Below are 16,546 nucleotides of genomic sequence, written 5' to 3' on the forward strand. Positions count from 1 at the left end.
TCGCAGGAGCAACAAGCGATTCTTCGCTGATTTCTCTACGATCTGCTTCGACGCATTCTCTTCTTCGATTGATCTTGCAGAGAAAGAAGCACAAAGTCTGCGACGAGTAACCGCAGGAGCACTGTTTTTCTGCGACGAGTAACCGCAGGAGCAAGCGCTGCCTCTTCCTCTTCTAGTATCACTTTGAAGCTAGATCCGTCAACCGGGCAATACGCCACGTTCTGTGTCATGACCGGCATTAGGACGTCCTGTCCGTCGAGGCAAATCGCTAGATCACATCTTCGGCTAAAACCCCCCGCGTCCTGCGGGAGCGACGAAGTCAGCACATCCGTGTGGAAGCTCGTGTAGTAAACGCTCGTGCCTGAAGTCTAGACAACAATCGAGAGATTGAAATTTTATACTATCTTAACCTTTAAAAAGAGGAATGTGCCACAATCCCTTTAGAAACGTGCTTTAGGATTAGCTGCTTGAAGGCAGAGTGAGGTTATGTTGATAACACTCACTCTGCTATCCTTAAAGAAGTAGCTATACGGATTCACTGTTTTTTTGCAACATCGCTTCCTCCATACAAGGTCTGAACATTTCTGTTTAATTTTTCCTTTACTCGATCCTTACATCTCTCAAGAACGGGAAGCTGCTTGGGTACTGGAAGAATCCGTGGATATTTTCCCGCAGTCCTGCCAACAGGACGGAATGGTATAAAGGTACGATTGGTGCATCGTCTACGATTAACTGCTGCGCTTCAACATAAAGATCAAGGCGTTCGTTGTCATCAGTGGACTGTCTTGCCTTCTCTAATAATGAATCAACTTTATCATTGGCATAAAAAGAGCGATTCCCTGGGCTACCTGCGTTATCAGAGTGAAACATTGGATAAAGGCCGTAGTCCGCGTCTAAAGTTACGGTACCCCAGCTTCCAACAAACATACCCACTTCGCCATTCGCCGTTGCTTCTAAATAAGTTCCGATTTCTAGCGTTTCAATACTGATCTCGATTCCTATTTCACTTAATTGAGCCTGAACAAGCTCTGCGATGTTAGATGTATTGCGATCATAGGTTAGAATGGTTGCACTGAAACCTTCATCAAAACCCGCTTCCTCCATTAACTCCTTTGCTTTATCTATATCATGCTCAATCTCATCAATATCCTCATTATAGCCGAACACTGTCGGAGCTAATGGCCCCTTTGCAGGCAGTCCCACTCCATCCAGAGCTCCCTGGATTATTTCATCTTTCTTGATTGCCATCGCTATCGCCTGACGTACCTGAAGATTGTCAAAAGGCTCTATTTCAACATTCATGCCTACATAAGTCATGCTGGCACTCTCTGATTCTTTCACATATGTTGCATCATTGGCATTAATCTCACTAATATCATTAGCATTTACAGGATAAACGATATCCGCTGCCCCCGTCTGTAATTCTCCTATCCTCGTTAAATCCTCGGGAACCACTTTAAAGGTAACAGACGCGGTCTGTACTTCGCTGCCCCAGTAATCCTCGTTTTTTACTAGCTTCGTATATTCCCCGCTCACTCTTTCTTCAAATTTGAAATATCCTGTTCCGAATGGATTTTCATTCACTGCCGTCAAGAGATTCCCTCCATTCTCAATTGTTTTATAATCTTCATTAATGGAGTTCAGGCTAATCATATGCCCACCCGGGTGCGCTAAATGGGATGGCAATGCGGAAAACGGATACTCAGTCGTAATATATACTGTATATTCATCAACAACCTCAACCGTTTCAATCATATTAAACAAGAAAGAAAGTGGTGACCCTACATCCGGGTCACGAACTCGATCTAAATTAGCCTTAACAGTTTCTGCGTTGAATTTACTTCCGTCGTGAAAAAAAAACGTCCTCCCTAAGCTTTGCTTCCCAAACCGTATCCCCTATGGGTTCAAGACTCTCTGCCAGAGCCGGCTGAATTTCTAAGTCTGTATTTAATTCTACTAAAGTATCATACATAGCATTCATGACATAAAGTGAATTTCCATCGTTAGCTCACCACCAACACAGTTAACACCAAGAATAATAAAATACTCAGCTTTTTTTTCATATTCTCTCTCCCTTTTCCTTAAAACTTTCCTAAGTATTTTCAATGTAGCAATTTACCTAACTAATATATATTAAACTTTTTAAATTTATGTAAAAAGTGTAGAATGATTCTTGAATCCGTGATGAATGATTTTATTTTTTGTATGAATCCTAAAAGTATTTCGATTTAACTTGGTGAAGTAAATACTCGAATTCGTTACTAGCCGACGCTTTCACTCCAAAGCACAAGTCCGATTATCTACTCGTGCAGCACTTGTGCCTAGAGGTGAAGGTGAGTAGGTGATGGCATATCAACACGTGTTATTACGGAATCAGGATATATAAAGATTTCCATTTTCACCGACTAACAACAAACGAGCAGATAACCAAAATAGTCACCTGCTCATGCTAATTTATTCTGTTAAAACAGCATAAATGTTATTTTCATAAAAGAAAAAGTAACCTTACAATAGTCTTCCATCTACCTTATATAAATTCATCATGTAAATGGTAAATTGCCTAAAAATTTATTAAAATGGTCCTAAATTTATAGCGAGAGCGACCATCAGTGCAATCGCCCCAATGACGACCCAAATGAATAATAAAGGCAGCATAAACTTTAACCACTTTACCCATGAAACTCCTGCCACAGCTATACTAGCCATCAATATTCCAGAAGTAGGTGCGATCGTGTTCGTAAATCCATCCCCCATGTTATATGCAAGTACAGCAATCTGCCTTGGGATCTGGATCACATCCGCAAGCGGTGCCATGATTGGCATAACGATAGCAGCTTGTCCACTGCCAGAAGTGATGATCAGATTAAACAATAAATTAAACCCATACATACTTAACGCACCGATAGCTGCAGGAAGAGGTTCGATAATTGAAGAAATACCATGCACTACGCTATCGAGTATTTGCCCGTTTTCAAGGACTACTACAATAGATCGTGCGAGCCCTACAATTAGAGCTGCGTATACCATTCCTTGAGCACCTTTGACAAATTTTTTGACAAAGTCATTTCCATTAATCTTAGAAATCACAGCTGTACCGATCCCAATGATCAGAAATATTGCCGCCATTTCATTTAAGCCCCAGTCTGCTCGGAAGACCCCAACGGTATATGTTGTTAAGCATAATGCGAAATAGAACAGAATCATTTTTCTAGTACGAGTAAATGGTAGAACATCGTCCTCATTACTGTTACGATCATCACTAAAAAGCTTATCCCCCATAACACTTTTTCCAGGATCTCTTTCAATTTTTTTAATGTAGTGAAGAATATATAGAATGGAGGATACGAGGATACATAAATAAATGATAAATCGGAACCATAGAGCACTGAACACTGGCAGACCTGCAATTTCCTGTCCAAAACCAGTTGTTATAGGATCAAGCCCCGCCACAGTATAACCAGAGTAAGCACCTAAATAAACTAAGGCAACACCTACAATGGCATCCAGTTTAAACGCTTTGGCAATTACAATGCCTACAGGAATAAAAGCGATCACAGCTGTATGCAATATTCCTAGAAAGCCTGCAATAGAAAAAACAGTACAAACAGATATGACAAGGAGAATTTTTCTGTCCTTCGTTTTATCTATCAAGCGCATAATACCAGCATTAATTGCACCTGATGATTCAATAATCGCAAACGAACCTCCTATTATTAAAACAAGGAAAATAATATTCGCTGACGCGATCATCCCTTCTTGGATCGCAATAAATAAATCCATAAACCCAACAGGGTTCCCTTCAACATCCGTATAGCTACCAGGAATAACTGTAGGAACCAACCCTTCATCCTCTCGTTCAAATGACCCTGACGGGATTAAATAAGTTGAAACCGCTGCCAACATTAACATGATAAACAAAAGAATATAAGAATCTGGCATTTTAATAGATTTCTTCGCTGTAGACTGTCGATCCTCTCCCTTTTCCACATGTAGTCCCAAAATGACTCCCTCCCCCTAAAAGGATTTTTAACCTATTATTAAATTTTCTAAGTCCCTCGGATAATAAGTAATCATCTCCATTCCATCTTCAGTAACAACAATTGTGTCTGAGTGGCGAAAAGCTCCTAACCCTTCAACATATAATCCCGGCTCGACTGAAAACACCATCCCTTTCTCTAAAATAGTGTCGTCTCCTAAATCAAAGAATGGTGCTTCATGGTTTAATAACCCCATATTATGACCAGTATGATGTCTCACATATTCCTTCAAACCTTTTTCTTCATAGTATCTCTGGACCTCTTCTTCAACTTTAGAAGCTGGGATCCCCGGTTTAATCGTTCTGAAGGCTATCTCCTGTGTTTCATACATATGGTTGAAAAAATGCTCCTGCTCTTTACTTACTTCCTTAATAAACATCGTCCGTTCTAACTCACTCTTGTAACCCCAAACATCAGCAGTTGCCTGAGAAACGACATTTTCCCCTTTTTTAAATAATGCATTTTGGTTTTGTGAATGTGGAAATGCCGAATGTGGCCCGATTTGTCCACGATAAAATGCATGAGCTGGATTGCCATAAGGTCTGTAGCCTTGTCCTAGTGTTTCAAACATTGCCTTCGTTGCTTCAGATGTAGCTCTGCTCTCCACTTCCATTTCACGTTTCCCAGGCTCTGTGTATTTTACAAGGAGGTGATGTGCAAGGTTGCCCCACCTTGCTGATTCCTTTATTAATTCAAGTTCATTTTCAGACTTAATATAACGCAGCCTTTCCACCTCACCTTTTAGAGAAACGGGATCCTTCATACCCATTAATTCAGTAATTTCCCGGCCAGTATATCCCTTTGCTGAACTGTACCCTTTTGCATCTACTCCGGTTTTTACTTTTTGAAAACCATATCCCGTCAACACTTCCTTCAGGTGCTCCATTGGATGTTTCAACCCGGGATATTCTGGATAATCATGGACATAATCGATGACAGCATATTCCTCCGCATGGGCAGTTTCCATTATCGGAACAAATAAATGTGTCTTTAAATTAGTATCAACAAAGAATGCTATCGGTCTTTCTGATGGCCTGAAATGAAAACCAGTAAGGTAAAATATATCTGTCGTACTGAATAAAATCGCCGTTTCTGCATTTTTCTTCTGCATACACTCAAAAAACTTCCTTTGGCGGTCTTTAATCTCGTCTTTCTTAATTTCTAATATCACGATGCACCCTCCATTGACTAAATTTTCTATAAATTCATACTATCAGTCCAGAATTTATATGTATAATATATAATAGATAGCTATTGATACCTTAAAAGTATAAAAGGGGAAATATGATGATGGAGTTGCGCCACCTGCGTTATTTTGTTACTGTTGCTGAACACTTGCACTTCAGTATTGCTGCCAAAAAATTAAACATTTCTCAGCCTCCACTAACGAGACAAATAAAACAGCTGGAAGAAGAGCTTGAAGTAGAATTATTTATAAGAACGAATAGAGAGGTCAAGCTTACAGAGGCAGGAAAGTACTTTTATGAAGCTGCAAAACAAACACTCGACAAAGTGGAACGGGAAAGAATAAAAGTAAAAAAAATACATAATGGTGAAACAGGATCTTTAACGATAGGGTTTGGCGGATCAGTCGTATATGACCTGCTACCGAAAATTATCCAAGTAGTACATCGAAAGTATCCTGACATACACTTAAACGTAAGGCAGCTAACGACAGAAGATCAGGTGAAATCGCTTATAAATGGAGAAATTGATGCAGGATTACTAGTTCCCCCAATAGAAAATGAAAAAATCAGCCTATTACCGATACGGGAAGAAGTTTTCGTTGCTTGCGTCCCGAAAAATCATCCTTTAGCTAAACGGGAACAAACTGTCAGTGTTGAGGAATTCGCCAATGAAAAAATAATCCTAACGCCGAAAAATGCGGGCAAGGGGTACTATAACTCTGTCATTGAATTGTGTCGTAAAGGAGGGTTTTATCCTAACATTACCCAAACTGCTCAAGAACAGCAAACACTCGTTTCACTTGTAGCATCGGAGCTTGGAATTGCCTTTGTTCCGGAATCAACTAAAAAAATCATCCACGAAAATGTTAAGTATGTAAGCCTGAAGCAACAACATAAAAAAATTACAGCTGCAGCATGGAATATCGATAACTCTGTTCCCGTTGTTAAGCTGTTCATACAATTATTAAGAAATAACTTTGTTAAAAAGTCGTAATTATTCAACAAGGAGGTCACTCGCTAAAGCATACTTAATGGCTCATCAAAGTTTCAAAAAAGGGCACTTTGAAGACTAGAGAGTGAAGTTTTTTCAAGTAATCATAACCAAATTAAGACGAGAAATTTACACCTGGTGTGTTAACTATTAGCAAAATCCTTGAATGGAATGGAAAAGCAGAGACCGGGGAATTAAAACGTCGTACACTGAAGGAAAAACGTTTGAAAAAGCCTGGCCTTGATGCTGCTTCTGCATCAAAGCCAGGCTTTCATTATTCCTCATCGTTCGTGACAGCGCCCATACAGGACTGATGGGGTTTCACCTCTTGCAAGTTATTTAACATCAGCATTGAAGGAGGATGAATCAGCTAGTTCTTCCTTTGATTTAACAGGTCTTTTTGACCAGTATGTAGCTAAGATTGGACCTGAAATGTTATGCCATACCGCCCCGGCAACACTTGGAAGTGCAGCAAGAGGACCGAAATGGACACTTGCTAAAGTTACACCGAGACCGGAGTTCTGCATACCTACTTCAAGGGAAATGGCTCTTCGTGCAGGTTCATCCAGCTTTAATGTTATAGCTGTAAAATAACCTAACAGAAGTCCAAATGCATTATGAATCGCTGCTGCAGTAAATATTAACAGTCCCGCTGAGGCAATATTTTCTACATTCCCAGCCACAACAGTTGCTACAATAATGATAATTGCTAGCACGGAAATAAGGGGGATAACCTTAATCCCTTTTTCAACCACTGTTGTTAAGTAGCGACGAATTAGCAGCCCTAAAGCAATTGGTATGATAATCACTTGTACAATCGACATAAACATAGCTCCAGCATCAACAGGTAGCCATTGCCCAGCAAGGAGAAGCAAAATAAAAGGAGTTGTTACTGGCGCTAATAATGTCGAAAGAGACGTCATAGCAATGGACAGTGGTAAATTCCCTTTTGCTAAATAAACCATGACATTCGAAGCTGTTCCCCCAGGTACAGACCCCAGCAGTACAAGACCTGCCGCAAGTTCTGCCGGCAAATTCATAACATATGCGATGGCAAAGGCACATAACGGCATAATGATAAATTGGGCACCTACACCAATAATAACGGGAAGGGGATTTTTTAATATTATTTTAAAATCGACAGCTTTTAACGTCAGTCCCATTCCAAACATAACAATTCCTAACAAAATCGTAACGTATGGACCGAACACTAAAAAGGGATCCGGCATCATGAAAGCAATGACTGCGATTAAAATGACCCAAATCGCAAAATATTTTCCAGCTGTCGTGCTAATCAACTCCAATAATTTCATTGCATTACTCCTCAACTTTCGTTTTTACGATTTTATTAGGATTCATTATTCCTTTTGGATCAAGTGTCCGCTTTAATTTTTCCATAAGGAGCAATGCCGGACCATGCTCTTTCTCCTGATATTTTTGTTTTCCTACTCCTACACCATGCTCTCCGGTGCACGTTCCACCACGTTCTAAAGCATACAATACAATCCGTTCGTTGAACTCATCCGCTCTTTCTAGCTCTTCTTGATTAGATAAATCAAGCATTAGCAGCACATGAAAATTCCCGTCTCCAACATGGCCGACAATACCGCCAATTAACATTAATGTGTCGAGCTGTTCTCTTGCGTGCTCCACTGCTCCTGCAAGCTCGGAAATAGGCAGACAAACGTCTGTCACCATCAGCTTTTTACCCGGATAACCGTGAATGTAGGCGTAAGCAAGATTATGGCGAGCCTCCCATAATTGATTCCTAGCAGCATTATCAATTTCAAAATCGATTTGTTCACAGTTATGGTCTTCAGCGATTGTTTTCATAAATTCCACATCTTGTTTTAAACCGGCTTCATTTCCATGAAATTCTAAAAACAACGTAGGCTTCTCGTTGTAGTCCGTCTGCATATGTTTGTTTACTTGTTTCATAGAAGGCTCATCAACAAGCTCCACTCTTGCAATATCAATGCCTGCCTGTAAAATGCTTACTACTGCTGCAACAGAATCTGATATTGAAGGAAATGATACCCGCGCCGCCATGACTGCTTCAGGAATTCCGTAAAGACGAAGGGTCAATTCAGTAAAACAGCCTAGTGTTCCTTCTGAACCTACAAACAATCCATTCAAATGGTAACCAGATGAAGATTTTGCTGAGAGATTCCCAGTGTTTATTACAGTACCATCAGCTAAAACAACTTCTAAATCACGAACCTGATCACGCATAATACCGTATTTAACAGATGTCGTACCACTTGCGTTTGTAGCAGCCATCCCTCCTAGTGTTGCATCAGCTCCCGGATCTACTGAAAAAAACAGCCCATACTTTTTCAGCTCTTTATTCAGCTGCGAACGAGTCACCCCAGGCTGAACCTTGACTAAAAAATCCTCTTCTCTCACTTCAAGCACTTTATCCATTAATGTAAAATCAACCGTAATTCCACCATTATATGGGATAACATGCCCTTCCAGGCTACTCCCTATTCCAAATGGAATAACGGGAATATGATATTTGTCAGCAACCTTCAAAATTGCCTGTACATCCTCTGTCGTTTGAGGATAAACAACACAGTCAGGCAGACTCGTTGAGTGATATGACTCATCTCCTCCATGCTGTTGTAACGCTGTTTCATTTGTTGTTACCTGACTTTTCGAAAGTACGCTCAATAATTCACTAATGACATTTTCATTTGTTACGTGCATGTAACTCTCCCCCAATCTTCTGTAACGATTCTGCAGAAATCCTGCCAGTTTGTCAGAAACCGACAACCAGCTTAACCTCTTTCGTCAATCTTACTAAATACTCTGAAAAAATCAACAATTCCTTTTTATAATAAGACGTTGTTGCAAGAACGGAATCCGCAAAAGTAACTAAAACAAAGCTTGTCTGGAATCAAAGGATAGGGAAAGTAAGACTTTAACGACAGATCCCTACTAATTCGGGAAATTTAATGGAGAATGCAGTATTAATTCATTTTCCAAATGGAAGTATTTTTTACTGGAGCAGAGGATTAATATTTTGAGCTATTCCTTAATCAACCACGACACTGATATCGTACTTTTATGCCATAAACTTTCGTTTTGAGCCATCTGTAGCATTAGCAAAGCGTTTACCAAATCTCCTTCAACAGGTCATCCGCCTCCTTATTACTTCATTGTAAAAAGAACTAATTTGTGAATAGCTTTATCTAATGTTTCTGCAAACTCTTGTGTGTTTGAGGTCGCTTGCCATCTGTTTTCACGTACTATATCCATGGCTTCCTCAAGTTCTTGACTCTCTATTCCTTGATTTTTCATCAGCTCTATCGCTTTTTCGAGTGAATCAACCATTCTCATCGGTCCATAGCCATGTGGCTCTCTATATAACCCCTTTGCGCTTGTCAGTACATAAGCTGCAAAGTCAAAAAGTTGCTCTTCACTCAGCCTTTCTTTATCTTCCTTGCCCGAATTTGTCATAGGAAATCACCTCATTTGTCTGTTTCATATTCTTCGGTCTTGGCGTTTGATTTGGATAGCCTAAGCTAATGAGAAGTTCTGGCTCAATTTCATCCGGTAATTGTAAAATGTATTTAACCGACTTTTGATGGAAAGACCTCGCGGGACAAGACCCGACACCGTAAGAATGTGTCACCAGCATAATATAAGAAGCGACAATTCCAATATTAACGAAACGGAGAGCTTCCAGCGTATCAAGACCCCCTCTTTTCAGCGCTTCTTCTTTATTCGAACAAATGACAACGATAGCTGCAGGGTAATCTGCAACACCTTGTGCAAAACGCTTTAACTTTTTTATTTGCCCTTTATCTTGAACGATAACAAAATGAGACTCTTGAGCGTTACTCCCCGATGGGCTGTATAAAATCGCTTCCTCAATCGATTTAAAAACTTCGGAAGGGATCGGTGTCTGCGTAAAAGCTCGGATACTCCTTCTTGTTTTAATAGCCTTTGTTATATCCAATCTCATCACCATCCTCGTATTAATTGAATGAAAATCCTCTTTTTTTAAAACTAATATTGGCTCTTTTCAAAGCCTCTAATTGATTCGTGGGAGGTTAATAGTTCGAGAGTTTTATTCCAAATAGAATCAATAACAGGTATTCCCTCTAGCTCCATCCGATTTCGTATCACTTTCCTCACTCCTATTTACAATGATACAGAGAACTTCCCTTCATCAATCACTTGTTCATCTTCAATCCAAACAGAAGGCTTCAACGTGACACAATCAATATGAACACCTGCATCAATCGTTCCACCAAACGTAACATTTGAACCGAAAGCAACGTGAATAGTACCAAATGCCTTTTCGTCCTCTAAAATGTTTCCACTCACTCTAGCTGTGTTATTCGTACCGATTCCAAACTCAGCAACAACACGTCCATCGCCATCACCTAAAAGGTTTAACAATTTACTTCCAGCTTCTTCACTAGCAGACACTAAACGGCCTTCTTTCACCTTTAGAAGGATAGGAGATGACACTTTTCCTATTCCTGCAATCGATCCATCAATTTCTATTTCCCCTTCTGACCCTTCCATGACAGGCGCCAAATAACTTTCACCAGATGGTAAGTTACCGGATGCACTAGGAGCCTCAAAAACACCTGTACTACTAATAGCCTTCCTGCTTTTAATATTTAAGTTAAGAACATATTCTTGGTTTTTACCTGTGACAATCTTTATTCGATTTGCAGAATCTAACCTTTCTGTGAATAATCTCGTAAGATTTTTTACTTGGTCATAGTCAGCTTTCATTGCTCCATCAGTAAACATGTCCATTGTAATACCTGGCATTGTTATGACCTTTGTTCCAGCCTGACTCGCTGCCTTTCTTGCGCGAGTATGGGTTAAAGAGTGCTCACAAATACAAAGGCAAACATCCGCCTCCTTCATCATAGCTGAGATTGTGGCAGGCGGTTCCTCCCCGGAACGTGACATCGTTTGCATAATACTAATTTCAGATTGAAACCCAAGAGCACACAAGCTGTCAAATACTAGTCGGCCAATGCCTTCTTTCTCTAAATCTGTTATGACGACTACTCGTTCACCTCCTGAAGCCAAAACATTTTTCTCCATCATGTTTCGAACAATTGGTAAAAAATCATCGAGCTGATTCATACTTCAATCTTTCCTTTCTTTTGTAAAAATTCATTAAACCAATACTCGTAAAAATAAAAATCAAGCCAATTAGCATCGTCCAAGTTACTTTTTCATCAAGGAAGAAATAACCGAGAAAAAGGGCAACCGTGGGCATAAGATACGTAATAAATAATGCGTAAACAGGACCGCCATAAGCGACTAAAGTATAAAAAATGACATATCCTAATCCGGAGCTCAACACTCCTAAAACAAAAAATACGAAAACGTAATTCCAATCTAGCATATACGTAATGGCATCTGGCTGAATAAACATCATGAGAAAACCACAAATAAGCATCGCTATTATTAATGTCATAAATGCAAGAATATAGGGGGATGTATGTTTTTGGTACTTTGTTGAGATCACACCCGTCATCGCGTATGACAATGTGGCAATCAGTAAGATTAAAGCCCCAAGAAATTCATTCGACTCGTATGAGACTCCTTTCATTAAAAAGATAAATACTACCCCAAAAAAACCTATTAAAATGCAGATCCACTCAAATGGCCTAGCTTTATTTTTCAAAATAATAAGACTTAAAACCATCCCAAATATGGGTGTTAACGCATTGATAACCCCACTTAAAGTCGTTTCCATATATTGTAGACTGATTGTCATCAATGTCCATGGGATAGCTGCTCCTAACAAACTTATCGTAAATAATGATGGAGAAAGCTTTATGTTAGTAAAAACTCTTTTTTTGATAAGAATGGGTAATAAAACAATAACGCCTAATAAGCAGCGAAAAAACACGATTGAAACAGGATGAAAATCGACTAATAGTATTTTTGTCCAAAAAAATGTTGAGCCCCATAACGCACTCAACAACAATAAGAAAAAAATATACAATGAACCATTCACCCCATTTCCTAAAAGCCACTCTCAAATAGCCGAAATCATTACTTTTATACTAACTCTGCAGCCACCCTAGAAACGATACTTCTGGAAAGAATGACCGGAAGACCAGTTGAAGATTTCACTCTGCGTTTCTGTTCCTCTGTATATCCCATACAATCAAGGACGATCAATGTTACTCCTTTTTTTAATAATTCATTGCCTGCACTTTCAAAGTCTGCACCTTCATAAGGAGAGGAAATAGCTACTTCAAGTGGTGTTCCTTCCCATTTCTTTGTCAGTTGATCTCTTTGTTCTTCTAACGGAATCATGAGCCCTAATTTTCCATCACCTATCACAGATTTCACAACGTATTTTAATACTTGATCGGGAAATAGTATCGGTTTTTCGTGGACAATTGTTGGAAAACTTCCTGTACAAACCAAAATAGAGCTCGATACTCTCTGTTCAATTTCTTGAACCTTCTTTTGTAAATATGGCTCAAGTTTCACTTTTGATAATTTTGCACTCTTACCATTCCTCAATCTTGATACATAAGTGAGCTCCCCTTGTTCCGGAGATAACTCACTTATGTCTTTCTCAGATAAATCGTCCAAAGCGCCAATTTCATCAAAAACAACGCCTGATCCGAGCAATGGTTGCATTTCATTGGTCATATCCGAACGTGGCGATTGACCAATTGTAATCAATCCAATGCTTTTACTCATGACTGACACCCTTACCATAAGTCTGTAAAACTTTCATTTTCCCATAAATATTTTCTAAATGATTGAATTCTTTTTCATCGAAAAATGTAATAGAACCATTTGTAAATTCTTTTGCCACCTCAATCGAAAACCTCACCGCTTGAGCGATGTCGACTTCATGACTTGCACCTGTTCCACATCCAGGTACCGCTGATTCAGCAGTAATCGCTAATCCTACGACTGGCTTATCCGTAGCGACAGACGGCTGAAGAATCGAGTTGATATGATAAACATCGTTGCCATAAGGTGTAATATCTTGCGTTGTTACAGTGAAGGTTTTCGGTAGTTCACCTGTAGACATTTGTAAGATTCGCAATAAATCATCACTAAATTTTAAGATATAACCTTCTTTGACTGTAGGCGATAAAGCAATTCCTTTATGGTTAATAATATGATTCCCTTTAGTCGTATCAATCGAAAGAATAGAATCCATTTCAGGAAGTACCTCATATTTATTCATTGTTAAAATATCAACGGGTGATCCCATGAAATCCACTGGCTCATGTGGTTGAGTAGGAGCATTTGGACAAATGTGTGTGGTGATATAAACATCTCCTTCTAATCGATCACCTTTATCCGACATTTCCGCTAATTTTGCAGCTGCTGCTACGGCAGCTACAGCCCCGTCTGCATCTGAAACCAATCCTATTCTGGAAGGTCGTGCCCCAATACCACCTAATCGACCAACAAGTCCAAACGTTTTGGCAGAACCTCCAGATGACTTTCCGTTCGTTCCTTTAACGAATATTTTGATAAAATCGGTCGTACCTTTTTCTCCTACTACTGTTTCGCTAGTTGCTTCAACATGTTCATATCCTTCAAACAATTGCACAACTTTTTCGCCGTTAATAGATGGATCATCTAGTAATTCAACAGATTGTATAGCATATTTCAATGACATCTAACATCATCCTTTCACTTCATCAAATACAACTCTTTTATTAATGACACTCTGAATTTTTTCTAATAATACATTGTTTGACATTGTAGAACTTAGAAGTAATTGTTCTTTTGGAACAGATATGACTGCTATTTTCGCACCATCTTGAATCTCAGCACTGACTAGTGGAATGCCTGTTTCAGCATCGAAGGTCATCAATAAATCTGGAAACGTCCCTTTCCTCTCACCATTCTCTTCAGCTGTCATATACTCATTCCAAAATGTAAGGTGAAGATCATCAACATAAAGCTCTCCAACATCAAAGCCACCTTTTGTAACTAATGAATAATGATGAACCTTTCCAACTTTAATGACTCTCCCTTGCAACACGGTAGCAACTGCTTCAACTTTGTTTAAAGGATTTTCTTCTTTTAAAAACACTTCTCCGACTGAAATAGCTTGACTGATTCCACCAACGGCAGCATGTTTTTGGATATAATCTACTTCTACTGGATTTCGAGCAACTCCGACCATTCCGCCAGCTTCAACAGACATTTGACGGATCACATTTGAGGTATATTCAAGACTTCCTTTGACATATCCTGATATTTCATACTCAGCTTTTCCGCCTGCCGCTGCTTGATACGACACATAATCTTCAACCTCAGATAAATTCAATGCCCCCATCGAACCGGTTGGATGTGCTCTTCCATTACATGGCGCATCAAGGACTGATAAACCAGTTAAGGCTGCCTGTATCCAACCATTAACAGTCGTAGATGCTCCATTTTCATTTGTCATGAGCGCACTTATTGAACTATGATAATTTCTTTGCAATAAGTTCACACTAGAATATAATTGTTTTGCATTCACATATTGATTTTTAGCTGCTGGTGCCCCGACCAACGCTACACAAGCAACATGATCCGTTTCATCTAATTCATCAATGGTAGTAAGGCTTACTTCACCTATTTCAAGTGCGAGCTTTCCCTTTTGTAAGCCATCCTTAATCCAGCCTCCTCCGCCACCACCTAATATAGCGCCGCCGTATACAGCCTGTTCCATTAACTCATCGTTCATAGATATCTTAGCCATATTGATCCTCCTTTTTCTCATAGGGTGCTTAACGTGCTCTCCAAATTGAACTGAAGAAGCTATACAAAGCATCACCTGCAATAAATCCTGCTGCTGTTGTAAACATAGTAGATTCAGCTTCTGGACCACGAACTTTCAAAATAATGAACCTAAGGGTAATACCAGCGATTACGGCCCAACCCGCTAATGGGTTCATAATTAATAACCCAGTTGCTAATAAAATTCCCATTTGTCGTTTAGGTCCACCAATTAATTGAACGAGTGCACCAGGCACTGCCCAAATTAATAAATAAAGCCCTATATTACCTGAAATTCCAGATTCAATTGTTGCAGCATATACATGGTTGACCGGTGGAACTAAATCTTGAGAAAAGAATACATCATGGAATAAAGCAACCATTACGATCGCAACACCAAAACCAATCATCGCTGATTTAAGCTGCATTTTCCGTCCATAAAGTTCCATTTTCATATCTTTTGTATTTCGGATAAGTGTTCCACTCTTCAAGTCATAACCAAAGTCTGCAAACGCTGGACCTGTTGCAGCTGTATAACCAACTAAGAATGCTAATGCAATTGGTGGGAATCCCATCAAAATACCAATTACTAATGAAATTAACGTAACCGCAAATGCAGGAAACCAGCCCGAGTGCATAGCAGCTACACCGACAATGACTTGTGTAGCAAGAGCAGCAAATGCTGCAAATAGTAGAAACAGCACTAACTGTCCAAATGATAGCTCTGCTAAAAGTCCACCTATTAATGAAACAACAAGTGCACCTCCGATAAATGCGACAAAGCCAAAGCCAAATCCTCTTGTTACATCTTTCTCTGTTCTACTAGGGAACCAGCCCTCTTTTTCTAATGTTACGGCTGCTAGTTCATCATTTTTCGCTTTACGATCTTTTGCTATTGTGATGACGAATTGGATGAGAGCAACTAGTCCAGCACCGATCATCATTCCATGAGGAATATAAAATTGATCTAAATCAACATTAAATAACGGGATTGAATACCCTTTTATAAGTAATCCAAGTCCGAACATTGATAAAGCCCAAATATTACCGATAAAAGCAACACCAAAGGCTGACATTGGAATACCCGCCCATGCACCAGCAACACCACCTGCAATACCGATACCAAGGAATTTTGCTTTCTTTCCCCCTTGGTCACCTGCTTTCAAAGCTTCTGCAGTTGCGATACCAGGCGGCCAAGGTTCATTAGAACCAAATAGTTTTGAATCATAAACTTTATATAAAATGAGAGCGTCAATAATTAAAGCAATCCCTGCACCAATTAACATCGGGATAATTAAATCCGGTCTTCCTAATACAAACGGCAAACCGATTGGTATTAATAAACTATTTGCAGCACCGAAAGTCGCAGAAGATATCGTTGTTTGAATAAGGTTCTGACTTTCAAGTGATTTATATCGATAAAACATTTGCATTGGAATACGAGCAATGAGCATTGCTATTAAAGCACCAATAATCGACGTATTTGGTGTAATTCCTAATGTCACGATAATTTGCATACCGATAATTGCACCGAAAATAGCGATAAAAATTGAAAAAAGAATAAAGGGTATGTCAAAATTTTTCTGATTCATATCCAT

The 16,546-nt window shown here is 39.4% G+C and carries 15 protein-coding genes; 1 reads left to right on the plus strand and 14 read right to left on the minus strand.

Going from position 1 to position 16,546, the window contains the following annotated elements; translation table 11 throughout:
• Nucleotides 1-35: 35 nt before the first annotated feature.
• The 4 genes from CD001_RS26660 to CD001_RS00270 all read right to left on the minus strand — a co-directional run bounded on the left by CD001_RS26660 (nt 36) and on the right by CD001_RS00270 (nt 5,208).
• Nucleotides 36-239 carry a hypothetical protein gene (locus CD001_RS26660; protein ID WP_096185626.1) on the minus strand — a complete coding sequence of 68 codons (204 nt, stop codon included), beginning with the start codon at nt 237-239 and terminating at the stop codon, nt 36-38.
• Nucleotides 240-600: 361 nt separating this feature from the next.
• A complete protein-coding gene (locus tag CD001_RS00260) occupies nt 601-1,893 on the minus strand; it encodes a glutathione ABC transporter substrate-binding protein (RefSeq protein ID WP_257009952.1) in 1,293 nt (430 codons plus the stop codon).
• Between the two features lie 678 nt (nt 1,894-2,571).
• On the minus strand, nt 2,572-3,999 hold the full coding sequence (locus tag CD001_RS00265) for a YfcC family protein (RefSeq protein ID WP_257009670.1): 1,428 nt from the start codon (nt 3,997-3,999) through the stop codon (nt 2,572-2,574).
• Nucleotides 4,000-4,026: 27 nt separating this feature from the next.
• The gene (locus tag CD001_RS00270) at nt 4,027-5,208 is read right to left on the minus strand and encodes a M24 family metallopeptidase (RefSeq protein WP_096185628.1); all 1,182 of its coding nucleotides are present in this window, start codon (nt 5,206-5,208) and stop codon (nt 4,027-4,029) included.
• A 113-nt stretch (nt 5,209-5,321) separates the two neighbouring features.
• On the opposite strand from CD001_RS00270, the gene CD001_RS00275 reads away from it, so the two are divergent.
• On the plus strand, nt 5,322-6,218 hold the full coding sequence (locus CD001_RS00275; RefSeq protein ID WP_096185629.1) for a LysR family transcriptional regulator: 897 nt from the start codon (nt 5,322-5,324) through the stop codon (nt 6,216-6,218).
• A gap of 332 nt (nt 6,219-6,550) precedes the next feature.
• On the opposite strand, the gene CD001_RS00280 is transcribed toward CD001_RS00275, so the two are convergent.
• The 10 genes from CD001_RS00280 to CD001_RS00325 form a co-directional block, all read right to left on the minus strand.
• Complete coding sequence (locus CD001_RS00280; protein ID WP_096185630.1) at nt 6,551-7,528, minus strand: bile acid:sodium symporter family protein; 978 nt, start codon at nt 7,526-7,528, stop codon at nt 6,551-6,553.
• 4 nt (nt 7,529-7,532) lie between these two features.
• Entirely contained in the window at nt 7,533-8,924 is a 1,392-nt protein-coding gene (locus CD001_RS00285; protein ID WP_096185631.1) for an FAD-binding oxidoreductase, read from the minus strand.
• Between the two features lie 444 nt (nt 8,925-9,368).
• Nucleotides 9,369-9,677 carry a DUF6092 family protein gene (locus CD001_RS00290; RefSeq protein WP_096185632.1) on the minus strand — a complete coding sequence of 103 codons (309 nt, stop codon included), beginning with the start codon at nt 9,675-9,677 and terminating at the stop codon, nt 9,369-9,371.
• Entirely contained in the window at nt 9,652-10,185 is a 534-nt protein-coding gene (locus tag CD001_RS00295; protein WP_257009671.1) for a nitroreductase family protein, read from the minus strand. The genes CD001_RS00290 and CD001_RS00295 overlap by 26 nt, the downstream gene beginning before the upstream one ends.
• A 179-nt stretch (nt 10,186-10,364) precedes the next feature.
• Entirely contained in the window at nt 10,365-11,333 is a 969-nt protein-coding gene (locus CD001_RS00300) for an aminopeptidase (RefSeq protein WP_096185634.1), read from the minus strand.
• Entirely contained in the window at nt 11,317-12,204 is an 888-nt protein-coding gene (locus CD001_RS00305) for a DMT family transporter (protein ID WP_179298540.1), read from the minus strand. The genes CD001_RS00300 and CD001_RS00305 overlap by 17 nt, the downstream gene beginning before the upstream one ends.
• A 56-nt stretch (nt 12,205-12,260) precedes the next feature.
• A complete protein-coding gene (locus CD001_RS00310; RefSeq protein ID WP_179298541.1) occupies nt 12,261-12,917 on the minus strand; it encodes an AroM family protein in 657 nt (218 codons plus the stop codon).
• The gene (locus CD001_RS00315; protein ID WP_096185638.1) at nt 12,910-13,857 is read right to left on the minus strand and encodes a DUF1177 domain-containing protein; all 948 of its coding nucleotides are present in this window, start codon (nt 13,855-13,857) and stop codon (nt 12,910-12,912) included. Before CD001_RS00315 ends, CD001_RS00310 begins: the two co-directional genes overlap by 8 nt.
• Nucleotides 13,858-13,863: 6 nt before the next feature.
• Entirely contained in the window at nt 13,864-14,931 is a 1,068-nt protein-coding gene (locus CD001_RS00320; protein WP_096185639.1) for a DUF917 domain-containing protein, read from the minus strand.
• 28 nt (nt 14,932-14,959) lie between these two features.
• Entirely contained in the window at nt 14,960-16,540 is a 1,581-nt protein-coding gene (locus CD001_RS00325; RefSeq protein ID WP_096185640.1) for an OPT/YSL family transporter, read from the minus strand.
• Between the last annotated feature and the right edge of the window lie 6 nt (nt 16,541-16,546).

The sequence above is a fragment of the Evansella halocellulosilytica genome (genome assembly GCF_002335745.1).
GTDB classification, from domain to species: domain Bacteria; phylum Bacillota; class Bacilli; order Bacillales; family Salisediminibacteriaceae; genus Bacillus_CA; species Bacillus_CA halocellulosilytica.

Excerpts from the sequence above, each read along its gene's own strand:
- CD001_RS00295 (WP_257009671.1), bottom strand. The coding sequence starts at position 10,185 with ATGAGATTGGATATAACAAAGGCTATTAAAACAAGAAGGAGTATCCGA.
- CD001_RS00280 (WP_096185630.1), bottom strand. The coding sequence starts at position 7,528 with ATGAAATTATTGGAGTTGATTAGCACGACAGCTGGAAAATATTTTGCG.
- CD001_RS00300 (WP_096185634.1), bottom strand. The coding sequence starts at position 11,333 with ATGAATCAGCTCGATGATTTTTTACCAATTGTTCGAAACATGATGGAG.
- CD001_RS00310 (WP_179298541.1), bottom strand. The coding sequence starts at position 12,917 with ATGAGTAAAAGCATTGGATTGATTACAATTGGTCAATCGCCACGTTCG.
- CD001_RS00275 (WP_096185629.1), top strand. The coding sequence starts at position 5,322 with ATGATGATGGAGTTGCGCCACCTGCGTTATTTTGTTACTGTTGCTGAA.
- CD001_RS00285 (WP_096185631.1), bottom strand. The coding sequence starts at position 8,924 with ATGCACGTAACAAATGAAAATGTCATTAGTGAATTATTGAGCGTACTT.
- CD001_RS00325 (WP_096185640.1), bottom strand. The coding sequence starts at position 16,540 with ATGAATCAGAAAAATTTTGACATACCCTTTATTCTTTTTTCAATTTTT.
- CD001_RS26660 (WP_096185626.1), bottom strand. The coding sequence starts at position 239 with ATGCCGGTCATGACACAGAACGTGGCGTATTGCCCGGTTGACGGATCT.
- CD001_RS00315 (WP_096185638.1), bottom strand. The coding sequence starts at position 13,857 with ATGTCATTGAAATATGCTATACAATCTGTTGAATTACTAGATGATCCA.
- CD001_RS00320 (WP_096185639.1), bottom strand. The coding sequence starts at position 14,931 with ATGGCTAAGATATCTATGAACGATGAGTTAATGGAACAGGCTGTATAC.
- CD001_RS00290 (WP_096185632.1), bottom strand. The coding sequence starts at position 9,677 with ATGACAAATTCGGGCAAGGAAGATAAAGAAAGGCTGAGTGAAGAGCAA.